22 protein-coding genes are annotated in these 25325 nt (G+C 73.2%); 13 read left to right on the top strand and 9 right to left on the bottom strand.

The features are described 5' to 3' along the window. Positions 1-29: 29 nt before the first annotated feature. Complete coding sequence (locus tag ABZ479_RS27665) at positions 30-239, bottom strand: hypothetical protein (protein WP_500464075.1); 210 nt, start codon at positions 237-239, stop codon at positions 30-32. Between the two features lie 224 nt (positions 240-463). Between ABZ479_RS27665 and ABZ479_RS27670 the strand changes: the two genes are divergently transcribed. After that, positions 464-2119, top strand: coding sequence for an alpha-keto acid decarboxylase family protein (locus ABZ479_RS27670; RefSeq protein WP_500464076.1), 1656 nt, complete (start codon positions 464-466; stop codon positions 2117-2119). On the opposite strand, the gene ABZ479_RS27675 is transcribed toward ABZ479_RS27670, so the two are convergent. Both ABZ479_RS27675 and ABZ479_RS27680 read right to left on the bottom strand, forming a co-directional pair. Further along, positions 2107-2736 carry an SMI1/KNR4 family protein gene (locus ABZ479_RS27675; RefSeq protein WP_500464077.1) on the bottom strand — a complete coding sequence of 210 codons (630 nt, stop codon included), beginning with the start codon at positions 2734-2736 and terminating at the stop codon, positions 2107-2109. The genes ABZ479_RS27670 and ABZ479_RS27675 overlap by 13 nt on opposite strands. Positions 2737-2839: 103 nt before the next feature. Further along, a complete protein-coding gene (locus ABZ479_RS27680; protein ID WP_500464078.1) occupies positions 2840-3523 on the bottom strand; it encodes a TetR/AcrR family transcriptional regulator in 684 nt (227 codons plus the stop codon). A 100-nt stretch (positions 3524-3623) separates the two neighbouring features. On the opposite strand from ABZ479_RS27680, the gene ABZ479_RS27685 reads away from it, so the two are divergent. Next, entirely contained in the window at positions 3624-4541 is a 918-nt protein-coding gene (locus tag ABZ479_RS27685) for an SDR family oxidoreductase (protein ID WP_500464079.1), read from the top strand. 62 nt (positions 4542-4603) lie between these two features. Next, a complete protein-coding gene (locus ABZ479_RS27690; protein ID WP_500464080.1) occupies positions 4604-5341 on the top strand; it encodes a DUF6193 family natural product biosynthesis protein in 738 nt (245 codons plus the stop codon). Positions 5342-5364: 23 nt separating this feature from the next. On the opposite strand, the gene ABZ479_RS27695 is transcribed toward ABZ479_RS27690, so the two are convergent. The 3 genes from ABZ479_RS27695 to ABZ479_RS27705 form a co-directional block, all read right to left on the bottom strand. Then, positions 5365-6897: a GMC family oxidoreductase gene (locus ABZ479_RS27695; protein WP_500464081.1), complete on the bottom strand. Its 1533-nt coding sequence runs from the start codon at positions 6895-6897 to the stop codon at positions 5365-5367. A 32-nt stretch (positions 6898-6929) separates the two neighbouring features. After that, positions 6930-8411, bottom strand: a complete 1482-nt coding sequence (locus ABZ479_RS27700; RefSeq protein WP_500464082.1) for an aldehyde dehydrogenase — start codon at positions 8409-8411, stop codon at positions 6930-6932. A 451-nt stretch (positions 8412-8862) separates the two neighbouring features. Next, positions 8863-11373 carry a SpoIIE family protein phosphatase gene (locus ABZ479_RS27705; protein ID WP_500464083.1) on the bottom strand — a complete coding sequence of 837 codons (2511 nt, stop codon included), beginning with the start codon at positions 11371-11373 and terminating at the stop codon, positions 8863-8865. A gap of 483 nt (positions 11374-11856) precedes the next feature. On the opposite strand from ABZ479_RS27705, the gene ABZ479_RS27710 reads away from it, so the two are divergent. The 3 genes from ABZ479_RS27710 (at position 11857) to sigJ (ABZ479_RS27720) (ending at position 14276) form a co-directional block, all read left to right on the top strand. Next, complete coding sequence (locus tag ABZ479_RS27710) at positions 11857-12489, top strand: sigma-70 family RNA polymerase sigma factor family protein (protein ID WP_500464084.1); 633 nt, start codon at positions 11857-11859, stop codon at positions 12487-12489. 273 nt (positions 12490-12762) lie between these two features. Continuing rightward, complete coding sequence (locus ABZ479_RS27715) at positions 12763-13029, top strand: WhiB family transcriptional regulator (RefSeq protein WP_500464085.1); 267 nt, start codon at positions 12763-12765, stop codon at positions 13027-13029. A 317-nt stretch (positions 13030-13346) separates the two neighbouring features. Then, on the top strand, positions 13347-14276 hold the full coding sequence (gene sigJ, locus ABZ479_RS27720) for an RNA polymerase sigma factor SigJ (protein ID WP_500464086.1): 930 nt from the start codon (positions 13347-13349) through the stop codon (positions 14274-14276). Positions 14277-14322: 46 nt separating this feature from the next. Here sigJ (ABZ479_RS27720) and qcrB read toward each other — a convergent pair whose 3' ends face one another. Further along, positions 14323-15939: a cytochrome bc1 complex cytochrome b subunit gene (gene qcrB / locus ABZ479_RS27725; RefSeq protein ID WP_500464087.1), complete on the bottom strand. Its 1617-nt coding sequence runs from the start codon at positions 15937-15939 to the stop codon at positions 14323-14325. A 214-nt stretch (positions 15940-16153) separates the two neighbouring features. Between qcrB and ABZ479_RS27730 the strand changes: the two genes are divergently transcribed. From ABZ479_RS27730 to ABZ479_RS27740, 3 genes are read left to right on the top strand one after another with little or no spacing between them, the layout of a single operon-like run. After that, complete coding sequence (locus tag ABZ479_RS27730; RefSeq protein WP_500464088.1) at positions 16154-16393, top strand: hypothetical protein; 240 nt, start codon at positions 16154-16156, stop codon at positions 16391-16393. Continuing rightward, entirely contained in the window at positions 16386-17354 is a 969-nt protein-coding gene (gene sigJ / locus ABZ479_RS27735) for an RNA polymerase sigma factor SigJ (RefSeq protein WP_500464089.1), read from the top strand. The genes ABZ479_RS27730 and sigJ (ABZ479_RS27735) overlap by 8 nt, the downstream gene beginning before the upstream one ends. A 43-nt stretch (positions 17355-17397) precedes the next feature. Next, complete coding sequence (locus tag ABZ479_RS27740) at positions 17398-17781, top strand: VOC family protein (RefSeq protein WP_500464090.1); 384 nt, start codon at positions 17398-17400, stop codon at positions 17779-17781. A 215-nt stretch (positions 17782-17996) separates the two neighbouring features. Here ABZ479_RS27740 and ABZ479_RS27745 read toward each other — a convergent pair whose 3' ends face one another. Then, positions 17997-19550 carry an MFS transporter gene (locus ABZ479_RS27745; RefSeq protein WP_500464091.1) on the bottom strand — a complete coding sequence of 518 codons (1554 nt, stop codon included), beginning with the start codon at positions 19548-19550 and terminating at the stop codon, positions 17997-17999. 278 nt (positions 19551-19828) lie between these two features. On the opposite strand from ABZ479_RS27745, the gene ABZ479_RS27750 reads away from it, so the two are divergent. From ABZ479_RS27750 to ABZ479_RS27765, 4 genes are all read left to right on the top strand, one after another. Further along, complete coding sequence (locus tag ABZ479_RS27750; protein WP_500464092.1) at positions 19829-20467, top strand: universal stress protein; 639 nt, start codon at positions 19829-19831, stop codon at positions 20465-20467. Positions 20468-20533: 66 nt separating this feature from the next. Then, positions 20534-22261: a bifunctional phosphatase PAP2/diacylglycerol kinase family protein gene (locus tag ABZ479_RS27755; protein ID WP_500464093.1), complete on the top strand. Its 1728-nt coding sequence runs from the start codon at positions 20534-20536 to the stop codon at positions 22259-22261. A 41-nt stretch (positions 22262-22302) separates the two neighbouring features. Then, entirely contained in the window at positions 22303-23256 is a 954-nt protein-coding gene (locus tag ABZ479_RS27760; protein WP_500464094.1) for a YihY/virulence factor BrkB family protein, read from the top strand. A gap of 235 nt (positions 23257-23491) precedes the next feature. Then, the gene (locus ABZ479_RS27765) at positions 23492-24493 is read left to right on the top strand and encodes an alpha/beta fold hydrolase (protein ID WP_500464095.1); all 1002 of its coding nucleotides are present in this window, start codon (positions 23492-23494) and stop codon (positions 24491-24493) included. A 38-nt stretch (positions 24494-24531) separates the two neighbouring features. Here ABZ479_RS27765 and ABZ479_RS27770 read toward each other — a convergent pair whose 3' ends face one another. Beyond that, a complete protein-coding gene (locus ABZ479_RS27770) occupies positions 24532-25317 on the bottom strand; it encodes a hypothetical protein (RefSeq protein ID WP_500464096.1) in 786 nt (261 codons plus the stop codon). Between the last annotated feature and the right edge of the window lie 8 nt (positions 25318-25325).

Here is a 25325-nt window from a genome sequence, read left to right on the forward strand (position 1 = left end):
GCCCGCTGCGGGAAAGACGGTTGCGGCGGCTACCCGGTGCGGCGGCGCTGCCACCCGCGGCGCGTGCTGTCCACTGCCGCGACCGCAGCCATGAGCGTGCCCACCTTCACGACGGAGTTGACGAGGTCCTCCGGGCCGCCGAGGAGGCGGGCCGCGCCCCATCCGGCGAGTGAGAGCACTGGCCAGACGACGAGCACGGAGACGGCAGGTCTGCGCCGGGGCGGAGTCGTGTCGGCCATGGGGTGAGGGTATCGGCCGATCCGCCGGGCCCTCGTGACAGTTCGTGCAGTTCATGGGGGTGGTCGCTCCGGTTGCACCCATGGCGGGATGCGGACAGCATGTTCCGGGGGTGAAATGTCCGGCTGTTGCCCCTCCGGCGCCGGCGGTGACCGCTTCCCGTGACGCCCGTCGCCGTTCCGCGCCGCCGGGGCGGTGGTGCCGTGACCAGGAAAGGAACCTCCTCATGTCCACCACCGTCATCCAGCACGTCCTGGACCGGCTGCGCGACATCGGTGTGCGTCATGTCTTCGGTGTCCCGGGCGACTACGCCTTCCCCGTCAACGACGCCATCGCCGAGCACCCGGACATGCAGTGGATCGGCAGCTGCAACGAGCTCAACGCGGGCTACAGCGCCGACGGTTACGCCCGCGTCCACGGTGTGGGCGCGGTGTGCACCACCTACGGGGTCGGGGAACTCAGCGCGATCAACGCCATCGCCGGCGCGTACACCGACCACCTGCCGGTGTTCCACCTGGTGGGCATGCCCAAGATGCCCGTCCAGGCGCACCACTCGATCGTCCACCACACCCTGGGCAACGGGGAGTTCGGCCTCTTCCTCAAGATGTCGGAGCCCGTGGTGTGCGCGAGCGCCGTCATGACGCCGCAGAACGTCGCGTCAGAGACCGAGCGCCTCATCGCGGCGGCGTTCCACCACCGCCGCCCGGTCTACATGGCCTTCCCCGCCGACCTCGCCGAGATGCCGGTGGTCGGGTCGGCCCAGCCGATCCCCGCGCCCGCGAGCGACCCCGCACAGCTGGACGCCGCCGTGCAGGCGATCGCCGACATGCTGGGCCGGGCGAACAGCGCGTGCGCCCTCCCCGGCGTGCTGACCGCCCGCTCCGGTCTCGCGGACGAGGTCCAGCGCTTCCTGGACGCCACCGGGATGCCCTTCGCCACGATGATGGCCGACAAGGGCGTCCTGAACGAGGAACAGCCCGCCTACTCCGGCATGTACGACGGCAAGCTCATGAACGAGAGCGTCCGCCGCTTCGTCGAGGGCAGCGACGTCGTCGTCCTGATCGGTGCGCTGATGCACGACTTCAACAGCGGCGCGTTCACGGCCAACCTCGACCCCGGTCGTACGATCGACATCCGCCACCACCACGTGAGCGTCGACGGCATGACCTACCAGAGCGTGGAGATGAAGGACCTCCTCCCCGCCCTGGCCGCACAGCTGCCGCGCAGGCAGTGGCCGCACATCGAGGCCGAGGTGACCCGCATGGGCCCGGCGGGCGGCAGCGGCGGCGACTCCATCACCGCCGAGAACCTCTACCCCCGCTGGGAGGACTTCCTCCAGCCGGACGACATCCTGGTCGCCGAGACCGGAACCGCCTCCATGGGCCTGGCGTTCGCCAAGCTGCCCAGCGGAGCGACCTTCCACAACCAGACCCTGTGGGGCTCGATCGGCTGGGCCACCCCCGCCGCGGTCGGCGCGGCCGTCGCCGCCGCCGGGGACGGCCGGCGCGTCGTCCTCATCACGGGCGAGGGCTCGCACCAGCTCACCGCGCAGGAGATCAGCCAGTTCGGGCGCTACGGGCTGCGGCCGGTGGTGTTCGTCCTGAACAACCACGGCTACCTGATCGAGCGGCTGCTCTGCAAGCATCCCGACATCGCCTACAACGACCTCGCCAACTGGCGCTACTCCGCACTCCCCGAGGCCCTGGGCTGCGAGGACTGGTTCACCGCCCGCGTCTCGACCCTCGCCGAACTCGACCAGGCGATGCGCACGGCGGCGGAGTCCGGCACCGGCTGCTACATCGAGGTCATGACGGACACCTACACCGCACCGCCACTGGCCACCCAGCTCCATGACAACATCGGGAGCCTCTACTCCACTTGACCGGCGCCGCGCGGCCCCCCGGCGCCGACGGCCCCGCCGTCCGCCCACCACAGGTCGCCGCCGGACGTCGGTACAGCGCACATCCCGCCGACGTCGCCGCCCCGGTGCAGGGCTTCCGCCACGTCGTGCAGGTACCGCGTCAGGCTTGGCGACGCATCGGAGAAGTCGCCGCAGCCGCCGTGTCCCGCCCAGCCGAGGCGGCCGTGACCGGGGCCAGGACGCAGATCGAGGACCTGGGCGGTGCCGTCGGCACCCACGGCCCAGGGGACCCAGAGGGGGTGCCACCAGGGTTCGTCGTCGCAGGGGCGTGCGGTCAGGCCGTCGACGTCCGAGGCCACCTGCATGCACATGCGCCAGTGCTCCACGATCGCCGCGACGGCGAGCGGGGACTGACCCTCCGGCAGCAGCCCCGACCACTCCGTCGCCCCGTCGTGGCAGCACAACGACTCGACCAGTTCGCCGGGGAGCGCCGTTCCCAACGCGCGTTCGGCCTCCCGGATTTCGTCACGCGGGGCAGGAGGGCCGAGCCGTGCGAGCGCGGCCGGGGCTCGGACGGCAAGCCACGCGTCGATGCGCTGCCAGGACGTCGACACGGAGGCCGTTCCCTGCTCGTTCACGATGCGAGCCTACGCGTCGCGGTCCGGCGGGCCGCGTGCAGCAGGCGTCCACGACTTCGGGCGGCACCACCTGGCCGATGCGTGACGCCGGCACGGTCGGGGTTCAGGCGACGGTCCCGTCCGGAATTCTGCGGCGCGCCAGGAGGCCGGAGGCGGTCACTTCCGCTGTCCGGCGCACGGCGTCGGTGAAGTCGATGCGCATGGCCGCCAGCGCGGGTTCGGAGGCGTAGGCGGTGAGGAGGGCTTGCGGGGGGCGGCTGCACGGCCAGGCTGCGACGGCCATCAGCAGGGTCGTCTCCACGAGGGCCGCGGCACCGTCGTCGCCCAGTTCCGGCAGGTGCCGGGCGGCGAGCGCGACCAGGCTTTCCAGGGATTCCCGAGCAGCGCGCTTGTGTTTGATCGCGACCTCGGCGGAGATGTTGTGTTCCAGTACCGAGGCCTGCGAGCTGAGCAGGTCGCACAGGACGGGCCGGCGTGCCATCGAAACGGCCAGGAGTTCGGCAAGCCGGGCCCCGCGCTCCTCGACGGAGCCGCCGGTGGGAACGGCTTCGCGTTCCAGTTCGGCGATCCAGTCGGCCACCTGGGTCTCCAGCAACTCCAGCAGGACCGCCTCGCGCGACTCGAAGTAGCGCAGCACGTTGGCCTTGGCGAGGCAGACCCGGCGGCTCAGGGCGCTGAGGGTGAGTTCGGCCACCGTCATCTCGGTGAGCATCGCGTCCGCCGCGTCGAGGATCTGCCGCCGCCGCTGGTTGCGCTGCTCATCGGTTCGGGCTCGCTGGAAGGTCACGTCCTCATCTTACGGACCGGCGTTACTTTACTAACGGACCGGCGGTTCGTTATGTTGGTGACCGAGACAAGATACCGGCAGTACGTTATTGGAGTCCGTCATGTACCAGGTCCCTGACCAGCGAGGAAGGCTCGCCGTCGTCACCGGCGCGAACAGCGGCACGGGCAAGGAGACGGCCAAGCGCCTCGCCGCAGCCGGAGCCGACGTCGTCCTCGCGGTGCGCACCGAGGCCAAGGGAGAGCGGGCGAAGGCCGAGATCTCGGCCGCACACCCCGGCGCCCGGGCGGAGGTCCGCCGCCTGGACCTCGCGGACCAGTCCTCGGTGCGTGCGTTCGCCGACGCCCTGATCGCCGACGGCCGACCGCTGGACGTGCTGGTGAACAACGCCGGAGTGATGAACGTGCCCGCCCGCACGGCCACGGTCGACGGCTTCGAGCTGCAACTGGCCGGCAACTTCCTCGGCCCGTTCGCACTCACCGTCCGACTGCTGCCGCTCCTGCTCGCCGCTCCCGCTCCGCGTGTCGCCACCATGAGCAGCGGCACGGCGAACCGGGCGCGCATCGACTTCGACGACCTGCAGTCCGCCCGCCGCTACAGCCCGACCCGGGCGTACGCCCAGTCGAAGCTGGCCGACCTGCTGATGATGGCGCACCTGGCCGACCTTGCCGCAGAGCGCGGCTGGCCCCTGCTCTCGGCCGGCGCGCACCCGGGCTACACACGCACCAACCTGACGACCTCGGGCCCGAACCTCAACGGCGGCCGCCCGGGCCTGATCGAGTCCCTGGCCTACCGGATCGTCCCCTCGCAGGGACCCGAGCAGGGCGCCGAACCCCTGCTGTACGCCGCATCCGACCCCGGCGCCGCCCCCGGCGGCTACTACGGTCCCCGCTGGGGACTCATCGGTCCGACCAAGCCCGTTCCCCTCCCGCGCCCCGGCCGCGACAAATCCGCCGCGGCCCGGCTGTGGCAGGAGGCCGAACGACTTACGGGTGAGTCCGTCCCCGCCCAGGGTGTGTGACCGAGGCTTGCGCGCGATCACTTCTCCACGCCTCACGGCCCGTTGCGGCAGAATCCGCGGTCGTGGCCCAGCAACGTGACACGGCAGAGCTCTATCCGGACATCGCGGAGCGCGGCGGGCTCGCCGCCGCCCTCCGGGCCGGGGCCGAACAGGGAGGCTTCCGCCTGCCCGTGACCGCCTCGTCCGGCGACCCGCTGACGGGCGCCCTCGTCGGGAGCAGGGTGCCGCACCGGGGCCCGCTGCGCGTCGACGCGTCGGAGTTCGGGCGGCGGTGGTGGATCCGCGGTGCGGACGCGGCGCAGGGGATGCCGCTCGTGGAGGGCGCCGCAGGGGAGTTCGGGCAGCTCGTGAGGGCCGCGCGGGCGTGGTGCGAGGGAGCGTCGCTGAGCGACATCCGCCGGGCCGCGCCCTTCGTGCTCCTGACCGGCCGGTTCGAGGTGCCCGACGGGGACCCCGCGCTGCTGGCCGATTCCGAGTGGCGCGGCCTGCGCAAGGAGGCAAGGACGGTGGCCGTGCCCGGGTACCGGCCGCTGATCGAGGAGGCGTACGCCGTGCCGGAGCTGCGGGCCCTGTACCCGTTCAGGACGGGCTGGGCGCTGTGCTTCTCGACCACCACCCGGCCCTGCCTGACCGTGGTGGGGCCGCGCTTGAAGGCGTACGACACCGACGAGTTCACCGTCGGCGCGGACCTCGCCGGTGGGGGCGTGCTCGCCGTGACGGCCACGGCGCGGGAGGCCGTGGCGGTCGCCGTCCGCCATCTGCCGCCCGGGCTCGGCCCCGTGGGGTCCGGGGCGCCCTGACGGCCGTCGTGGACGGCGCGCCGTCAGGAGCGGAGCAGCTCGGCGGCCCGTTCGGCGATCGCGTAGACCGTCGCGTTGGTGTTGGCGGAGGGGATCGAGGGGATGACGGAGGCGTCGGCGACGCGCAGGCCGTCGATGCCGTGGACGCGCAGCGTCCGGTCGACGACGGAGCCCGCGTCGTCCCGTCCGCCCATGCGGCAGGTGCCCACGGGGTGCATGTACGAGCACAGGGCGCCGAGCGCGTACTCCCGCAGGCCGGCGTCGTCCGCGACCTGCGGGCCCGGCAGGACCTCGTGCCCGCGCCAGTCGCCGAGCGCGTCCGCCTGACCGATCTCCCGCGCCAGGCGCAGCCCTTCGACCACGGCGGCCAGGTCCCGGTCGTCGGCGTAGTAGTCCGGGTCGACGAGCGGCAGGACGTCGGGGTCCGTGCTCGCGAGGCGGACGCTGCCGCGGCTGTGGGGCAGGATCGCGGAGACGGCGATGGTGTACCCCTGGCCCGGGCCGGGGCCGTCGGCGGAGGGGACGTGGCCCGGGGCGTCGACGAAGAGCACCTGGAGGTCCGGGCCGTCGAGGGCGGCCGCGCTGCGCACCAGGCCGAGTGCCTCACCGTGGTTGTTGACGCCCGCGGGGACCGGACGCGCCGAGCGGTAGACGAGGTTGGCGATGGGATGGTCCTGCAGGTCCGACCCGACGCCCGGGAGGTCCACCAGGACGTCGACGCCCGTCCCGCGCAGGTGCTCCGCGGGGCCGATGCCGGAGAGCATCAGCAGTTGCGCCGATCCGATGGCGCCCGCCGTGACGACGACCTCGCCCGCGCAGCCGACGAGCGCCGCCCTGCCGCGCCGGGTGACGTACTCCACCGCGGTGCACCGCCCGCCGCTGATGTGCAGCCGGCGCACATGGGTGCCGGTCACCACCGTCAGGTTGGGGCGGTGCAGGGCCGGGCCCAGGTAGGCGTCTGCGGCGCTCTGCCGTCGGCCGCCGACGATGTTGAGGTCGGACCAGCCGAAGCCCTCCTCCGCGCCGCCGCTGATGTCGGTCGCCCGGGGGTGACCGGTCTCGGCCGCGGCCTCGAGCATGGCCGCCACGACCGGGTGCGGGGGGTCGGGCGGTCCGACGGTCAGGGGGCCGCCGACCCCGCGCAGGGCCGGGTCCCGTCCCGAGGTGTTCTCGCTGCGCTTGAAGTAGGGCAGCAGCCCGTCGAACCCCCACTCCTCCAGGCCGGTGCCGGCCCACGCGTCGTAGCTGGAGCGGTGGCCGCGGACGAAGTTCATGGCGTTGATGGCGGAGCCGCCGCCGAGCGTGCGTCCGCGGCCCAGGAGCACGCCGGTACCGCCGGCCCGTTGCGGGACGGTGGTGTCCCCCCAGTCCGCGGACGTCCGCAGCAGCGCCGGCCAGGCCGGCGGTGTGCTCATGTCGGGTGAGGTCTGCGCGGTACCCGCTTCGAGGAGCAGGACGCGGGCGTCGCCGGGCTCGGACAGCCGGGCGGCGAGCACGCTGCCCGCCGTCCCGCCGCCGACCACGACGTAGTCGTAGCTGTCGGTCGTCGATTCCATGGTCGTCCCGGTCGGTCTTCCGAAGGTGTCGGTCATTCGAAGATGGGGTAACGCGGCGGCTGGGAGCCTTCGATGGTGATCCACTGGAGTTCGGTGAACTCCTCCAGGCCCGCGTGGCCGCCGGACTTGCCGTAGCCGCTGTTCTTGACACCGCCGAAGGGCATCTGGGGTTCGTCGTCGAGGGTGGTGCCGTTGATGTGGCACATGCCGGCGTTGATGCGCTTGGCGAGGTCGAGCGCGAGGGCGATGTCCCGGGTGAAGACGGCCGAGGTGAGGCCGTAGTCGTTGTCGTTGGCGACGCGCAGGGCCTCCTCGGGTCCGTCGACGGTGATGATGCTGACCAGGGGGCCGAAGGACTCCTCCCGGTAGACCCGCATGTCCGGGGTGACGTCGGCCAGTACGGTCGGCGCGAAGCACGGCCCCTCGGACGTGCCGCCGGTCAGGAGCCGGGCGCCGCCCGCGACGGCGTCGAGGACCAGGTCGGACAGTCGCGCGATGCTGTCCGGTCCGACGACCGGGCCGAGCGCGGTGCGCGGGTCGCGTGGGTCACCGTAGGTGACGCCGGCGGCGACGGCGGCCAGGCGCCGGGTGAACTCCTCGGCGACGGCGCGGTCGACGACGATGCGCTCGGTGGACAGGCACGCCTGGCCGGAGTTGGCGAACGCCCCGAAGGCGGTGGCGCTGACCGCCCGGTCGAGGTCGGCGTCGGCGAGGATCAGGACGGGTGCCTTGCCGCCGAGTTCGAGGATCGCCTGCTTCATGTGCGCGGCCGCCCGCTGCGCGATGAGGCGTCCCACCCGGCTCGACCCGGTGAAGTGCACCCGCCGTACGGCCGGATGCGCGATGAGCGCCTCCACCACCTCGGGTCCGTCCTCGGGCGCGTTGGTGACGAGGTTGTACACCCCGTGGGGCAGCCCGGCCTCGGTGAGGCATTCGGCGACCAGGCCGTGCGTGCGCGGGGTCTGCTCGGACGCCTTCATCACCACCGTGTTGCCCACGGCCAGCGCGAACGGGACGGAGTTGCCGACCAGCAGTGCCGGGGCGTTCCACGGGACGACGCAGGCGACCACGCCGACCGGCTTGCGGATCGCGATGGAGGTGCGGCCCGGCACCTCGGAGGGGATGAGCTCGCCGGTGAGTCCGTCGTGGACCGCGCTCGCCGCGTAGCGGAACTTCTCCGCGAGGGTGGTGGTGTTGAAGTGGCCCCAGGCGGCGGGGGCGCCCATCTCGACGGTGATCGCCTCGGCGATCTCCGGGGCCCGTGCCTCGAGCGTGTCGGCGGCCGCCCACAGCAGGCGGCGCCGCTCGTTGGGCGGCAGTGCCGCCCAGGCGGGGAAGACCCGCTCGGCGGCGTCGACCGCCCGCAGGACGTCCACGGAGAGGGCCGCCGCGGCCTGGGAGGCGATGTCGCCGGTGAAGGGATCGCGTGCCTCGAAGGTGTGCGCGTCGGCCGCTTGTTGCCAGGTGCCGTCGATCAGCAGTTGCTGGACGGTGTTCTCGCCGGTGAGAGTCACGGTGGTTCTCCTGCTGTGCGGGGGCGCCGTGTTTCGTGCGCAGCACGGTGCCTGGAGGTGGCGCTGGGGCCGCTGGTGCCAGAGCGAAGGGTGGGGCCGATCAGGCGCGGGCCCGCGGGGTGCGGCGCCCGGCCGGGGACGCACGGGGTGGCGTCGTGCACGTCGGCGGTGTCGCCGGGTTCGGTCGGGCGGCGCGGAAGCGCGTCCGGCTCCGGTTCCAACCCCTGCTCGGGGAGCGGGAGTCGGCGCGAAGCCGTCGCCGGCCCCGGCGGGTGTGCGGGTGGCTCCGCGGACGCTTCCCCTGGGGGTGTACGGGGGTCGAAGGTGATGTCCTTCGCGGCGTCCGGAGGTTCCCGGATGGTGTTGTGGGGGGATGTCCAGGAAGCGTAGCGCTGATAAGCCGCGAGACGCAACAAGTGCTAACATTTATCCGGAAAAGGGTCATAAGGTATCACGATGGAGAGGTCGGCCCCGGCGTCAGCTCCTGGTCGACCCAGAGGAGTTTGCCGTCCGGAAGGTGCCGGGCACCCCACGCGGGGGACAACTGGGAGACGAGGAAGAGCCCCCGGCCGTGCTCGTCGGTCGCGGTGGGCCGGCGCAGCAGCGGACGGCTGTGGTTGGTGTCGCTGACCTCGCAGGTCAGTACGGTGTGCCGGATCAGGCGCAGGCCGATCGTGCGGTCGCGGTCGCAGCCCCCGTCGCCGTGGACGACGGCGTTGGTGACGAGTTCGCTGACGATCAGTGCCGTGGACTCGGCCAGACCGTCCAGCCCCCACCGGGCCAACTGCCGGGTGACGAGCGACCGGGCGCGCCCGACGACGGCCGCGTCGGCGGGGAACCGCCACGACGCCACACTGCCCGGACCGAGCGACCGGGTCCGTGCCAGGAGCAGGGTGACGTCGTCGTTCGGCGCCCCCTCGGGCAGTGAGGCCACCGCCGACGAGCACAGTTCCTCGAGCGGGAGGCCGGGCCGTGCCAGGGCCGCGCCCAGGCGGTCCATGCCGACGTCGATGTCGTGGTCGCGGTCCTCGATCAGACCGTCGGTGTAGAAGGCGAGCACGCTGCCCTCGGGCAGTTCCAGCGTGACGGCCTCGAAGGGGACCAGGCCGAGGCCGAGCGGTGCCCCGACGGGCAGGTCGGGGAAGGTGACGCCGCCGTAGGGGCCGACGACCGCGGGCGGGGGGTGCCCGGCCCGGGCCAGGGTGCACAGGCGGGTGACGGGGTCGTACACCGCGTACAGGCAGGTGGCCGTCATGGTCGTGCCGGCCGGGGCGCCGTCCGGGCCGGCGTCGGCCTCGGCGAGGTGGGTGACCTGCTTGTCCAGGGCGGCCAGCAACTCGTCCGGGGGCACGTCCAGGTCGGCGAGGGTGTGCACCGCCGTACGGAGCTGGCCCATGGTGGCCGCCGCGTTGATGCCGTGTCCGACGACGTCGCCGACGACCAGCGCGACCCGGGCCCCGGACAGCGGGATGACGTCGAACCAGTCGCCCCCGACGCCGTGGTGGCTGTCGGCGGGCAGGTAGCGCCAGGCCACGTCGGCGGCGGCCCCGCCCGTGGCGCGGCGCGGGAGCAGGTGGCGCTGCAGGGCGAGGGCGGCGGAGTGCTCGCGCGCGTACTGGCGGGCCTGGTCCAGGCAGGTGGCGGCCCGCCGGACGAGTTCCTCGGCGAGGAGCAGGTCGTCGGCCTCGAACGGCCGGGGGTCCTCGGTCCGGATGAACGTCGCCACGCCGAGGACGGCCCCCCGCGCGCGGATCGGGAGGAGCATCAGCGAGTGCATGCGGTGCCGGCGGACCTTGGCGGCGCGTGCCGCGTCGTCGTGGTCCAGCCACGTGCCCGGGGAGCCGTTCAGCACCGGCTCCAGACGGGCCCTGCCGGAGCGCAGGACCCCGGTGAACGGAGACGCCGGCGGGGTGGAGACCGGATCTCCCCGGGCGAACAGCGATTCCGGCGCGCCGGGCCGGATCGAGGCCAGGCCGGCGCGGCGGACGGCCGGGGTCGGTCCCGCGCCCCCGGGGCGGGACCGGGCGGGTCGCTCCCCGCCCAGCAGGACGGACTCGGCCAGGTCGACGGTGGCGTAGTCCGCGAGGGCCGGCACGGCGAGGTCGGCCAGCTCCTGCCCGGTCCGCATGACGTCCAGGGTGGTGCCGATGCGCCTGCCGGCCTCGTCCAGGATGCGCAGGCGCTCCTGCGCGCGGCGGCCGCCGGCGTCGTCCGCGTCCACCGTGCACACGCCCAGTGGGCGGCCCTGCGCGTCGTCGAGGCGGAAGAGGGAGGGGGCCGCCGGCGGCTCCTGGCGGGCCCGGGCGGGCGGGGAGGCCTGGTAGTCCCCGTTGATCACGAGGTCACCGCTCTTGAGCATCCGGTGCATGACGGCCTCGAGCGACTCCGCCTCGGTGCCGGGGACCGGGTGGGGCGGGCTCCCCGGCAACTGCGGGGGCGGGCCGGCGCCGTTGCCGAGGTCGTGGACGTCGTTCACCCAGATGCAGCGGACCTGGGTGTCGCGGATCGCGATGCCGATCGGCATCCGATGCGGCATCGCGACCGCGGCCGGCGGCGGCTCCGCCGCCACGGGGCCGTTCGCCGTCCAGGAGGCGTGGGAGGACGTCTCGGAGGCCGACACGAGCCACTGTGCGCGGCCGTCGCGGCCGGCCAGTGACTGCGCCGTCAGGCGCACGCCGATCGCGTGCCCGTCGCGGTGACGGATCCGCACGGGGCCCGACCAGCGGCCCCGGCGGCGGAGTCGGCCCGCCGCGGCGGCGGCTTCCGCGTGCACGTCGCCGTCGGCCAGCAGCACACGGGCGGGCCGGCCGACCACGTCCGCGGCGGCGTAGCCGGCGAGTCGCTGGGCGGCCTGCGACCAACCGGCCACGGTGCCCTCCGAGTCGAGGAGTGCCGTCGCCGCGCCGCCCGGGGCGGCGGCCCCGTTCGCCTCGGACGACGCCGTTCCACTGGTACTGCTCATCGGTCGTCCCTCCTGTGTCCCCCCGCGGTGCGCTCCCTCGCGGTGGTGCGGCCGTGCGACCCGGTGCGTCAGGCAGCCGTGGGAGGTTCAGGATGCGCGGGTGGTCCGGACACGTCCATGCCGGAAAGGCTACGCATGCGCACGGCCGGGAGTGTGGTCCAATTCCACGACGTATTCGCGGGACAATTCCTCGGCGGGTGCCCGGCAACCCGCGCCCGGCCCGGGCGCCGCAGGGTGCGCCAACTCCCTTCCGCGACCGTCTTCCCCGGTGGCCGGGACATCGGATCCTCACACCCGGAGCGGCTGCTTCGTCTTTCCGTACGAGCGCCGCACCGCCGGACAAAGGCCGTCGCGGTGCGAAACCGGCGACGTTCGGACCCACGTCGTCCGGACGTTCACGCACGCCGCTCCGAAAGGCCGGGTAAGTCGATGAAATACGCGGAAGAAGTCGCGCCCATATCCGATCTGCTGGAAGAGCGGAGAATGCTGCTCGGCCTCGCACGCGCATTCCTGTCCTCCGCGGTGGAAGCGGAGGACGCGCTCACGGAGACCTACCGCCGCTGGTACGCCGAGGGCGACCGCGGTGCCATGGACCCGGGGGCCTGGCTGGCCGGGACCCTGAAGGAGGTCTGCCGGTCCCGCCCGGCGCGGACGCCCGGCGAGGGGGCGCGTGACGACCGGCCCCGGGCGGCCGGGGCTGCCGCGGAGCCGGCTCGGCGGTCCCTGCGCGGCCTTTGGGCCGGACCGGCCGGGACCGGACGGCACGGGGAGGTGGTCCGCGCGTTCCGGAAGGCGTGCGAGTCGCACGACCTGCGGCTCCTGGCCGGACTCCTGGCCCCCGAAGTCTCGGCCGTCTTCGACGGCGGCGGCAGGATCCGCACCCCGGAACGGCCCGTCGGCGGAGCGGACGACGTCACCCGCTGCCTGGGCGTGCTGCTGGCCCCGCGGGACGGCGTCGTCATCGCCGAGGCCACGTTCAACGGCCGGGCCGGGCTGGTGGTCGGACACGGCGGCGAGGCCGCCGCGGCGATCAGCCTCGACGTGCGGGGCGACCGGGTCGTGAACGTCTGGCTCGTCCTGAACCCCGACAAGCTGCGGGGCTGGGAGCGGTCGTGAGGGCCGGCCCCCGGCATCCCGGCGGGCCGTCCCGCCGTGCCTGCGGTGAAAGGGGAAGCGGCCCCTTCCGGGAATACCGGGCACTTCCTGTGCGAGGACCGCCACAGGATGTCCGGATTGCGACCATAGGCTGTGTCTATCGACGCCTTCGTATATGCGTCTTGGACGGCACGGCGCACTCGTCCATAGCATCCCAGCATGGCACTCGCAGGAATTCGTCCGGCGTGGGTCAGCCGCCGGGGAACGGCCGTGACCACCTCTGAGGAGACTTCCATGAATTGGCGCGAAGCCGCCGCCTGCAGTGAGGAAGATCCGGAACTCTTCTTCCCCATCAGCGGCAGCGGTCTGGGAATGGTGCAGATCGGCGAGGCCAAGGCCGTGTGCCACCGTTGCCCCGTACGGGAGCGCTGCCTGGAGTGGGCGCTGGGAGCCGGTCCCATGGAGGGCGTCTGGGGCGGCACCACCGAGGCCGAACGGCGCGCGATGCAGCGACGCACCCAGCGCGAGCGGCTGAGAGGAGCGGGCGGTACCGCGGCCTGACCGCCCCACGGCGGACGGCTCGCCGGTTCCCGCCCCGGCCTGCACGATGGAACCAAGACACTCATGGAGGCCCTGCGCCGCCGCACAGGTGTCTCCTCGGCCCTAGGGCGTGTCGTCAAATGAACGTCGGCCGCCCGGAGGGCGGGCCCAGCGGCGTCTGGTGCGGTGCATCGCAAGGCGGAGAGTCGTCCTCGTAGTGGGCTACTCGGACGATTCGACAACGCAGCGAGGTGCCGTGCCAGGCGCCGTGGGGTGGGGGCACCCCCGACCGAAGGTTGGGGGAGGGCATTTGACGACACGGCCTAGGACTCACGCTCATGCGGGGCAAGGACGCGGGACGACTGAGCACCCGCTCGAACCCGACGCTCGAGGACCGGCCCATGCTGATGGCGCTGGCCTTCCGGATGCTCGGCTCGTCGCACGACGCCGAGGACGTCGTCCAGGAGACCTACGCCCGCTGGTACGGGATGTCCCCGTCGGCACGCGCCGGCATCGAGTCCCCCACGGCCTGGCTCGTCCGCGTGGCGGGCCGGATCTGCCTGGACCACCTCGGCTCCGCCCGGGTGCGCAGGGAGCGGTACACGGGCGAGTGGCTGCCCGAGCCCCTGCCGGACAGCGCGGCGTGGAGCAGCGTGCGGAGGCCGGGGCAGCCGGACGACCCCGCCGACCGGGCCGCCCTCGACGAGTCCGTCACGATGGGGATGCTGGTCCTGCTCGAGGCACTCACCCCGGCGCAGCGCGTGAGCTTCGTCCTGCACGACGTCTTCAAGGTCCCCTTCGCCGAGATCGCCGCCATCGTCGGCCGCAGCGCCGAGAGCTGCCGCGCGCTGGCCGTGGCCGCCCGCCGCGGCATCGCCTCCGCCCGCAGGCACGAGGCGGACCAGAAGGAGTACCGGCGGCTGGTCCGCGAGTTCAAGAGGGCCTGCCAGACGGGCGAACTCGACCGTCTGATCACGCTGCTGGACCCGCAGGTGACCGCCAGGGCCGACGGGGGCGGACACGTCAGGGCCGCACTCAGGCCGATCCGCGGAGCGGACAGGACGGCGCGCTACCTCATCGGTGTGACCCGCAGGAAGAGCGGTCTCGCCATGACCGGCATCACCCTGGAGAACGCCGCCCACCGTCCGGCCCTGGTCTGCCGCTCGGACGGGGCGGTGGTGGCCGTCGTCACCCTGAACGTCGTGGGATCACGGATCACCGACGTGTGGCTCACCCTGAACCCGGAGAAGCTGGCTTCCTGGGCGTAGGCGCCCTGCACCTGGCCTGGCCACCACCGGCCCTCCCGTGGGGCGTTCAGCGTTCGACCGCGTGCCGCATCTCCTCCTCGGTCGGCGTGGCCACCTGGGACGAGGGGCCGTAGAAGGCGTGCGACAGGCGCATCCTCAGGCGTTCGCGCCGGGTCCGCCGCCGCGGGAGGCCGTTCTCGTCCTCGTCGGCGCCGGGGGCCGGCGGCCGGTACTGCTCGTGGGAGCCCAGGACGTGACGCCGCGCGGCGTCGAGGGGGCGGTGGACCTCGACGTACTCGCCGTGCGGCAGCCGGCGGATCACCCCCGTCTCGGCGCCGTGCAGGAGCTGGTCCCGGTCACGCCGCTGCAGGCCCAGGCAGATGCGTTTGGTGACGGTGAAGGCCGCCACCGGGACGACGAACACGGCGACGCGGATCGTCCACGTGACCGCGTTGATGGACAGGTGGAAGCGCGTCGCGAAGATGTCGTTGCCGCCGCCGGCCAGCAGGCAGAAGTACAGGCTGAGCCAGGCGACGCCGAGCCCCGTGCGCACCGGGCGGTTGCGGGGCCGGTCCAGCAGGTGGTGCTCGCGCCGGTCCCCGGTGACCCAGGACTCGACGAACGGGTAGACGCCGATGGCCAACAGGACGGCGGGGAAGAGCAGCAGGGGTATCAGCACGCCGAGCACCAGGGTGTGCCCGCCGAGGTCGACCTCCCAGCCCGGCATGACGCGGATGAGGCCCTCGGCGAACCCCATGTACCAGTCCGGCTGGGCACCGGTCGAGACCTGGTCCGGCCGGTACGGCCCGTAGTTCCAGACGGGGTTGACGGCCGCGACGGCGGACAGCGCGGCCAGCACGCCCGCGACGAGGAAGAAGAAGCCGCCCGCCTTCGCCACGTACACCGGCAGCAGCGGCATGCCCACGGCGTTGCCGTTCCTCCGTCCGGGGCCCGCCCACTGGGTGTGCTTGTGGTGGAAGAGCAGGATCAGGTGGGCCGCCATCAGTGCGACGAAGATCCCGGGCAGCAGCAGGACGTGCACGGAGTAGAAGCGCGGGACGATCTCGCCGCCGGGGAACTCGCCGCCGAAGAGGAACATCGAGAGGTACGTCCCCACGACCGGGACCGACAGCACGGCGCCCTGCAGGAAGCGCAGTCCGGTGCCCGACAGCAGGTCGTCCGGCAGCGAGTAGCCGATGAACCCCTCGAACATGCCGAGGACGAGCATCAGCCAGCCGAAGACCCAGTTGACCTCACGGGGCTTGCGGTAGGAGCCCGTGAAGAAGTGCCGCATCATGTGGACGAACATGGCCGCGACGAAGACGATGGCCGCCCAGTGGTGCATCTGGCGCACCAGCAGACCACCGCGCACGTCGAAGGAGATGCCGAGGGCGGAGGAGTAGGCCTCCGACATGCTGACGCCGTTGAGCGGGGCGTAACTGCCGTCGTAGACCACCTCGTTCATGGAGGGGTGGAAGAAGAGCGTCAGGTAGACGCCGGTCAGGACCAGCACGACGAAGCTGTACAGGCAGATCTCGCCCAGCATGAACGACCAGTGGTCGGGGAAGATCTTGCGCATGTGGGCCCTGGCCAGGGTGTAGACGCCGAGGCGGCCGTCCGCCCAGTCGGCCAGCCGCTCCCCCCGGGGCGTCCGTCCTCGGTCTCTGGTGTTGCTGATCGTCACCTTGGCTTCCCTCGGCACTGTGCGCGCGGCTTCACGCGTCGGATGGGTCGTACGTCACGACGGCCCGGACGCCGGGGATGTGAGGTGACGCCGGACACAGCGCGGCGCGCGGGCGTGGCCCGGGTGCGGCCGGGGCGTGTCACGGGCGTGCCGCGGATGTGCGTCCGGTGGCCGGAGCGCCTCACATTCGCGGGCGCCGCCTCGTCATAGGGACATGCAGATCGGACACCTGAAGGGCCCGCTCCACGAGGTGATCGCGGGCCGCCTCGCGCGGCTCGCCCGCCTCGCCCGTCCCGGACACCTCCATCGACGGCTCGCGGCCGCGGTCGCGCACGCCGGCGGCACACCGGCGCCCGCGTGCACCCGCGGCCCCGGCCTGCGCCTGGTGGAGGGCGGCGGCGGTGCGGGCTCCGGCCGGACCCGGGGGCGGACCCACGGGCGGCGGCGTGCCTGACGCGCCCCCGCCCGGAGCCGCCGACCACTCGCTGAGCGCCGTGTTCGGCGAGCGCCGGGTGCTGCTGAACCTGGCGTTCCGCATGCTCGGCTCCTCGTACGACGCCGAGGACGTCGTCCAGGAGACCTACATGCGCTGGTACGCCCTCTCCGACGACGTCCAGCGCGACATCAGGTCGCCCATGGCGTGGTTGGTGCGGGTGGCGAGCAGGATCTGCCTGGACCACCTGTCCTCGGCCCGCGTACGAAGGGAGCGGTACGTGGGGGAGTGGCTGCCCGAGCCGCTGCCCGGGTCGGCCGGGGACAGCGTGGGCCCGGTGTCGGCCGGCGTCGACCCCGCGGACCAGATCAGCCTGGACGAATCCGTGACCATGGGGGTGCTGGTGGTCCTGGACTCGGTCACCCCCGCCGAGCGTGTGGCGTTCATCCTGCACGACATCTTCGGCGTCCCCTTCGCGGAGATCGCGGAGACGGTGGGCCGCACCCCCGCGGCCTGCCGTCAGCTCGCCACGTCCGCCCGCCGCCGGATCAGGGCGGCCGAGCGCCCGGGGGTCCTCGGCTCGCGGCACCGGGAGGTCGTGTCCGCGTTCAAGCACGCCTGCGAGACCGGTGACCTGGACTCACTCGTGGGCCTCCTCGACGCCAACGCGACCGCGACCGCGGACGGCGGCGGACTGGTCAGGACCGCCCTGCGTCCCGTCGTCGGAGCCGACAAGATCGCCCGCCTCTTCCTCGGCGTCCTGCGGAAGGAACCCGGGGTCTCCTTCCGCGTGGAGGACGTCAGCGGCCGCCCGGGCCTCGTCGGGCGCGTGGACGGCGTGACCGGGGCGGTCATCGGGATCGGCCTCGGCGAGGAGGGCCGCATCGACCGGCTGTGGCTCGTGATGCACCCGGACAAACTGCGCGCGTGGCGCGGCAGGGACGACGTCCCGGGCGAGTACCGGGACCGCCGCCGTACGTGAGGACGTGCTGGCGTCCGCCGCGGAGGTCGGGCAGGCTTGCGGCATGGTCTCGGTGGTGCAGAACGTGGCGGTCGACTGTGCGGATGCCTATGGGCTGGCCCTGTTCTGGAGCAGGGTGACGGGCCGTCCGCTGCATCCGGGGGACGCGCCGGGCGACCGGGAGACCCAGGTGATGCTCGCGGAGGGACCGGTGCTGTACTTCAACCAGGTGCCGGAACCCAAGACGATCAAGAACCGGGTCCATCTGTGCCTGCGCCCCGGGACCTCGCGGGAGCAGGAGGTGGAACGGCTGCTGGGCCTCGGGGCGACGCTGGTCGCCGACCACCGCGATCCCGACGGCACCGGCTGGGCGGTCCTCGCCGACCCCGAGGGAAACGAATTCTGCGTCCTCCGCAGCGAATCCGACCGGGCGGCGGCGCATTCCTGACGACTGGTTCCTGACGATCGGGCGCCCGCCCGCCCGGCCCATGCACGCGCCGCCGTTGCCCGCACCGACACGCCGACGCCCGCGCCACGGGCGTCGGGCGGCGGTCGTGCCGCCCCGGAACGCGGCCGTGAGCCGGGTGGAGTCGTCGGCGTGGCAGGTGACGTGGCGGATCGCCCGGAACCGGGCCGGCGCGGCCGGTCCCGGGCGATCCTCCGTCACAGGCCGGTACCGGCGGCCGCGGCCTTGCCGCTGAGGTTCTCCAGGTCGCTCCTGCGGACCCGGATCAGCAGCAGCGCGACCAGCAGTGCGACGGCCGCCATGGCCGCCGAGGTGACGAACGCCGAGGAGATGCCCTCGGTCAGCACCTGGTGTCCCCAGTGGCCCGGCAACTGCCCGCTCCGTGCCAGCTCGGCCTTCTCCGCATCGGTGGCCCGCGCCAGGAAGGCCGGCATCTGCCGCCCCGCCTCGTCGCGGGTCGCCGTTCCGAAGACCGTCACCATGATGGAGAGCCCCAGTGAACCGCCGACCTGCTGCGAGGCGTTGAGCACCCCGGAGGCGGCGCCGGCCTCGTGCGGGGCGACGCCCGAGACACTGGTGAGCGTGAGCGTCACGAAGTTGAGGCCGATGCCCGCGCCGAAGAGGAACAGCGGCGCCATCACGCCGCCCACGTACGTGGTGCCCGGATCGATCGCCGTCAGCCAGCCCAGCCCGACGATCGACAGGGCCGAGCCGATGACCACGAACGGCTTGGGGCCGAGCGCCGGCAGCAGCCGCTGCGTGATCCCGACCGCGACGACCAGCGCCGCGGTGAAGGTCAGCGACGCCAGACCGGAGCGGATCGGGCTGTAGCCCAACACGACCTGGAAGAACTGCACGATGAAGAAGAACATCCCGTACATCGCGCCCGCCAGGCAGAGGATGATGACGTACGAGCCGACGCGGTTGCGGTCGCCGAACATGCGCAGCGGGATGATGGGCTGCGCGGCCCGGGACTCGACGAGCACGAACGCCGCGAGGAGCACCGCCGACGCGACGAAGGCGGTGACGGTCAGCGGGTCGCTCCAGCCGTCCCCGGAGGCCCGGATGAACCCGTAGACGAGCGAGGCCATGCCGAGGGTCGATGTCGCGGCGCCGGCGACGTCGAAGTGGCCGGGGTGGCGCCGGGACTCGTTGATGTAGACCGGGGCGAGCCCCGCGACGAGGAGCCCGATCGGGACGTTGACGAACAGCACCCACCGCCAGTCGAGCCACTCCGTGAGCATGCCGCCCGCCAGCAGCCCGACGGCCGCGCCGGCCCCGGAGACGCCCGCGAACACGCCCATCGCCCGGTTGCGTTCCGGGCCCTCGGCGAAGTTGGTGGTGATGAGCGCGAGCGACGTGGGGGAGGCGATCGCGCCGCCGACGCCCTGGAGGGCGCGCGCCGCCAGCAGCTGCCAGGGCTCCTGCGCGAGGCCGCCCAGCAGGGACGCCAGGGTGAAGACGACGATGCCGGTGGTGAACACGCGCCGGCGCCCGAGGATGTCGCCCGCCCGGCCGCCCAGCAGCAGCATGCCGCCGAAGGTCAGCGTGTAGGCGCTCAGGACCCAGGACAGGTCGGTCGTGGAGAAGCCGAGCGAACGCTGGATGTTCGGCAGCGCGACGTTCACGATGGTGCTGTCCAGCACGATCATCAGCTGGCACGCGGCGATGATGAACAGCGCGATCCCCGGGTGGCCGGTTCGACGGGCGGCACCGGGTACGGGCGCGGCCTGTTCCAGCTGGGTCGTCATCGGCCGACCCCCCGCCGTGCGGTCGTGCCGATCCTGACGTCCGCGGACCGGCGGCCCGCGTCAAGAGGGTCGGACATCTCTTTCCTTCCGTCGAGGCGAAATGCGACGGCGCGCCCTGGGGGCGGCGCCTCACCGGAATGACGAGGCGCTCCGACCGCGCGTGAGGTGATCGCCGTCACAGCGCGCACGCGCGTGTGAGCGGCGCTACATCACACATGCCGGCGGCGCGTCGTCGTGTCCGTGTAGGGGCCGATCCGGCCGGGAGGACGGGAGTGCCGATGGAAGAGCCATCACAACAGCGGGTCGTGGTCGGCGTCAGCGGCTCCCTGAACAGCCTGGTCGCGTTGCAGCGCGCCGGCGCCGAGGCACGTCTGAGCGGGCGCAGGCTGCTGGCCGTCCTGGTGTGGACCCGGGCCGAGGCCGGCCTGCTGTCCCGGGGCCCCGGCCCGGAGGCTCCCGTGGCCGGGAACGCGTTCGGGCCCACGTACGGGCCGACGTTCGGACACGCCTTCGGGCGCGGGCCCGGAAGCGCGGCCCGGAGCGCGGCGACGCGGCTCCTGACCGCCATGCTGAACGACGTCTTCGCCGCCACCGCCGACGACCTGCACATCGACGGCCTGGCGATCTCGGGCCGGCACCCGGGGGAGACCCTCGTCAAGATCGCCCAACGCGACGACGACCTGCTGGTCGTCGGCGCCGGACGGAGGCGGCGGTTCGGCTGGGCGCGGTCGCGGGTGGCCCGGCACTGCCTCGTTCACGCGTCGTGTCCGGTGCTGACCGTGCCGCCGTCTCCGTTGCAGCTGGACCTGGAGGCGATGACGCGGAAGCGGGGGCTCCGGCGGTACGGCCGTGACGAGGTGCGGCAGGAGTTGTTGCGGGCGTTGACGGGGGAGCGGCTCGCGCACGGCGACTTGTGACGGGCGCGGGCCGGTTCGTTCCAGCGCGGCACGCGTCACCCGCGCCGGACGGGTAAGACGGCAGCCATGAGGATCGATGGGACCGCGGTCCCCGTACGGCAGCGGCGGTTGCTGCTGCCGCCCCTGCTGCTGCCCTTGCAGTGGGCGTTGCTCGTCGCGCTCGGGGTGCTCGTGACCGGCCCGTGGGCGGGCCGGTGGCCGTTGACGGCGGAGGACGGAGCCGTCCGGTTCCTGTCCGCACACCGCAGCGGCGCCGGTGACGCCGTGTCGCGCGGGCTGTCCCTGGTCGCGGGCACGCAGGGGGTGGTCGCCGTGACGCTGCTGTGCGTGGTGGCGCTGCTCGTGCTGCCCCGCACCCCACGGCGGGCCGAGGCGTGCTTCCTGGCCGGTGCGGTGGCGGCGCAGTCGGCGGTCTTCGTCCTCGTCACCCTGTGCGTGGCACGGCCCCGCCCGGACGTCCCGCACCTGGAGCAGGCGCCGCAGACCTCGAGCTTCCCCTCAGGGCACGTGGGCGCCGCGCTCGCCCTGTACGGGGCCCTGGCCGTGATCGTGGCCCGAGGACAGCACCGCCCCTGGCGGCTGCCGCTGACCGCGCTGCTGCTCTGCCTCCCTGCGGCGGTCGCGGCGGCACGGCTGTACGCGGGGATGCACCACCCCAGTGACGTCGCCGGCGGTCTCCTCAACGGTGCCTGCACCCTGTTCGTGGCGGCCCGCGCCCTGTTGCCGCCGGGCAGGCCGCGACGCGGACGCCCACCCGGCCCCCGCTCCCGTCGCGGCGCCGGAGGACGCCGGGCCGTCGTCGTCCGGCATCCGCACGCCTGCCCCGACGAACTGGCCGACGCGGTCCGCGCGGCCCTGGACCGGCACGGCTACACCGACCAGCGGTGGACCCTCACCACGGCCGAACACCCGGGCGGCGAACTGAGGGCGCTGACCACGCGATCCGCTCCGGCGCTGGTCGTGGCCTGCGGCGGCGACGGCACCGTCCGCGCCTGCGCCGAGCCCCTGCTGGGCACGGACACCGCGCTGGCCATCGTGCCGTGCGGCACCGGCAACCTGCTGGCCCGCAACCTCGACCTGCCCCTGGACCCGGCGGCGGCCCTGGAGCGGGCCCTCGCCGGGCGGACCGGCCGCATCGACGTGGGGCGGGTGCACGGCGACGGACTGCCCGCGACCTGCTTCACCGTCATGGCCGGAGCGGGTTTCGACGCCGCCATGGTCCGCGACGCCTCCGACCGGCTCAAGGCGCGCCTGGGCTGGAGCGCCTACGCGGTCTCGGGGTTCGGCCACCTCCGCGACCCCCGTATGCACGTCGCGATCCGCCTCGACGGCGGGCCGGAGCTGACGCGCCGGGCGCGGATGGTCCTCATCGGCAACGTCGGTGTCCTCCAGGGCGGCCTGCCGCTGCTGCCCGCGGCGCGCCCCGACAGCGGCCACGTGGACCTCGTGCTGCTCGATCCGCGCGGCCTGACCGGATGGGCGGCCGCCGCCGGGCACCTGGTGGCGGGCATGCTGCCGCGCCGCGCGGGACGGCGCGGCGACGGCGCGCCGGCCGGTTCGCCGGTGGCCAGGGGAGCCCTGGAGTACTTCCGGGCCAGGCGGATCGACCTCGGCTTCGCCACGCCCCAGGCCCGCGAACTCGACGGCGACGTCGTCCCCGACGGCACCCGGCTCACCGTCGAGGTCCAGCCGGCGGCCCTTGCCGTCCGCCTGCCCGCCCCCACCCCCACCCGCGCGCCCGCCGCCCGTGCCGCCCGGCACGAGGACGACCGCGCCGTCGCTTCCGGCGGCTGAGTTCCCGCCGCTCCCCCGCGGCCGTACCAGGCAGGAGAACGATGGGCACCGCCACCCGCGTCCCGCAGCGACGCGACGTCCAGGGCGACGAACTGTCCGGCGACGAGGCCTGGGCCGCGCTGCGCCGTCACGGCGGCTGGAGCCTGCTGCGCGACTCCTTCGTGCGCTTCCGCTACGCCGACGGCTTCAGCCACTCCCGCGCGCTGGCCCTGCAGACGGTCCTTTCGATCGTCCCCTTCGCCATCGCCGTGATCGGCCTGTCGAGCGTCCTGCACACCGAGGACATCGGCCGCGTCGCCGAACTGACCGTGCGCCGGATCGCGAGCGGACCCAGCCAGGAGGTGATCGACGACGCCCTGCGGCAGAGCCACCGGCAGGGCGACGGCGGCGGGCAGGCGGCCCTGTGGCTCGGGCTGCTGTTCTCCGTCGTCAACGTCACCACCGGGCTGTGCCAGGTCGAGCGCGGCGCCAACCGCATCTACGGCGTGGAGCGGGACCGCCCCTTCCTGCAGAAGTACAGCCGCGGCCTGGTGATGGCCGTGCTGGCGGGCGTGCCGCTCGGCCTCAGCTTCGTCCTCACCGTCCTGGGCGCCCACCTGACCCGGGCCCTCGCGCAGGTCTACCACCTCGACACCGCCACCACGCACGCCTGGGACGTCCTGCGCCGGCCGCTCGGGATACTCCTCGCGGTCCTCGCCACCAGCGCGATCTTCCGCCGCTCACCCCGCCGGGACCAACCCGGCTACACCTGGCTCGCCTTCGGCGCGACGACGTACCTGGTGCTGTGGAGCCTGTCCACCTGGGCGCTCAGCCTCTACGTCGGTGCCAGCGGATCCTTCACCAGCATGTACGGGCCGCTCAGCGCCTTCGTCGCGCTGCTGCTGTGGTCCTACCTCACTTCGGTCGCGCTCTTCCTCGGCCTGGCCTTCGCCGCGCAACTGGAGGCGGTCCGGGCGGGGGTACGGCAACCGGCCGCCGACGACCCCGGGGTGTGACCCCCGTTCGGCGGAGCCGGTCGCGTGCGCGCGCCGAGCGGCGGCCGGCCGAGGGCGAGGTTGCGGGGTGCCCGATGTGCGCATAGCTTCGACGAGCGCTGATGTCGATCGGAACGGTGTGCTCAGGGGCGGTCGATCAGCCGGTATCCGCCGTACCGCACGCGCCTTGGGGCTTCGCCCGCACTCGCGCGTGCCGGAGAGGCATGACCACGGATCTGCCCCGGACAGGTGAACCATGCGCACTCGCACGGTCAAGGCCAAGGAACTGATGGCGCTCGTCTCGGCCCTGGCGGCCGTCCTGACGGTCTCCGTCATCGTGGGCTACGCGGCGTCGAACGGTGGTCCCGGCACCACCGAGCGGTGGCCGCAGGCGGAACCGCCCCCCGGTTTCGCGTCCGCGTACGCGGAGGTCAACGGCTTCAGGATGCACTACGTGAAGGGGGGCAAGGGTTCACCCGTGGTGCTCATCCACGGCTTCCCCCAGACCTGGGCCGAGTGGCGGTCGCAGATGGGCCCGCTGGCCGAGGACCACACCGTGATCGCCGTCGACCTGCGGGGCATCGGTGACTCCGAGATCACCAGCGGCGGCCACCAGACCGCCCAGATGGCCGACGACGTCCACGAGTTGCTGAAGCAGCTGAAACTGAACGAGGGCGTCCAGGTCGTCGGCCACGACGTCGGCCTGTACGTCGCCTACGCCTACGCGGCCCAGTGGCCGTCCGAGGTGCGCCGCATGGCCGTGCTGGAGGGCCACATCCCGGACACGAGCATCTACACCCTGCCGGCTCTGCCCGCCAGCCCGAAGACCCCGTCCGTATGGCACTTCGGCTTCTTCCAGACGCCTCTGGCCGAGCAGCTCATCGCCGGGCACGAGCGCCCCTTCATCCAGGACTTCATCGCGCAGCACCTGGTGGTCACGTCCTCCTTCAGCGCGGACGACTACGACTTCTACGCCCACTACCTGAAGGAGCCCGGCCGTACGAAGGCCTGGATGGACATCTGGCGCCAACTGCGCGCGGACGTGGCCCGGAACGGGCAGTTCGCGGACCGGGGCAAGCTGAAGATGCCCGTCCTGGCCATCGGCGGCCAGGAGTCGTTCGGCGGCAGCATCGCCGAGCAGTGGCGCCAGTACGCCGAGGACGTCGAAAGCCGGGTCGTCCAGGGTTCGGGGCACTGGGTGACCGAGGAGAAGCCGCAGGAAGTGACGGCCCTGCTGCGGTCCTTCCTGCAGAAGTAGGGCCCCACGCGTGAGGGAGGACCCGCCGGCCGTCGACGCTACGGCCCGGGGAACGACCTCAGGTCGACGGCCACCCGGGACAGCATCTGTCCGAGCAGGTGGAAGGCTCGTGCCCGCGTGGGTGCCTGGCGGAACGTGCCGTACCAGTGGATGTCGGTGTATCCCTCGACGGCGACCAGGGTCTCGTCCGCGTTCCGGGCGGCCAGCACCAGCACGAACCGCACGTAGTCCCCGACGTCGGTGCCGGGCGGGTGCCGTGCGAGGAAGGGGCGCAGGCGGGCGGTGAGGGCCGGCAGCGTGCGTGCGGTGGGGAAGACGACGGCCAGAGCGGCGAGGGCGAGCCGCACGGCCGGGCACTCGGCCTGCCACCGCGCCAGGAGCTCCGGTGTGCGGAACTCGACCACGGCGCGGGCCCGGGCTTCACTCTCCGGGTCCGCGTGGGGCGGGGTGTCGGGCCAGCAGGAGGCCTGTTGGCGTTCCGCGACCGTGGCGGCGCTGAAGAGGACGTCCACCAAACCGAAGCGCTCCCGCGCGGGCACCCGGTCGTCGCCGGCCAGCACCGCGAGCAGCACGAGGCCTTCGGCCGTGGAGGCCTGGCATGTGTCCTGGTGGAGGATCTCGCTGTAGAAGTCGGCGAGGAAATCGGAGTCGTCCGCCCAGTACGGACCCGCAGAGGGCGTGAACAGCATGTGGGCCTGGGGCGGCCGGTCCCGGTCGGGCAGACGGTCGGCGATCACGTCCCGGAACATGCGCCGGATCGGCGGCCCGAATGCCTGGCCGGTCCGCTCGGTCTCCTGCCGCCCACCGGGTCCGTCGCTCGCCATCGGCGCAG

Source organism: Streptomyces sp. NPDC005722 (assembly GCF_040630935.1).
GTDB lineage: Bacteria > Actinomycetota > Actinomycetes > Streptomycetales > Streptomycetaceae > Actinacidiphila.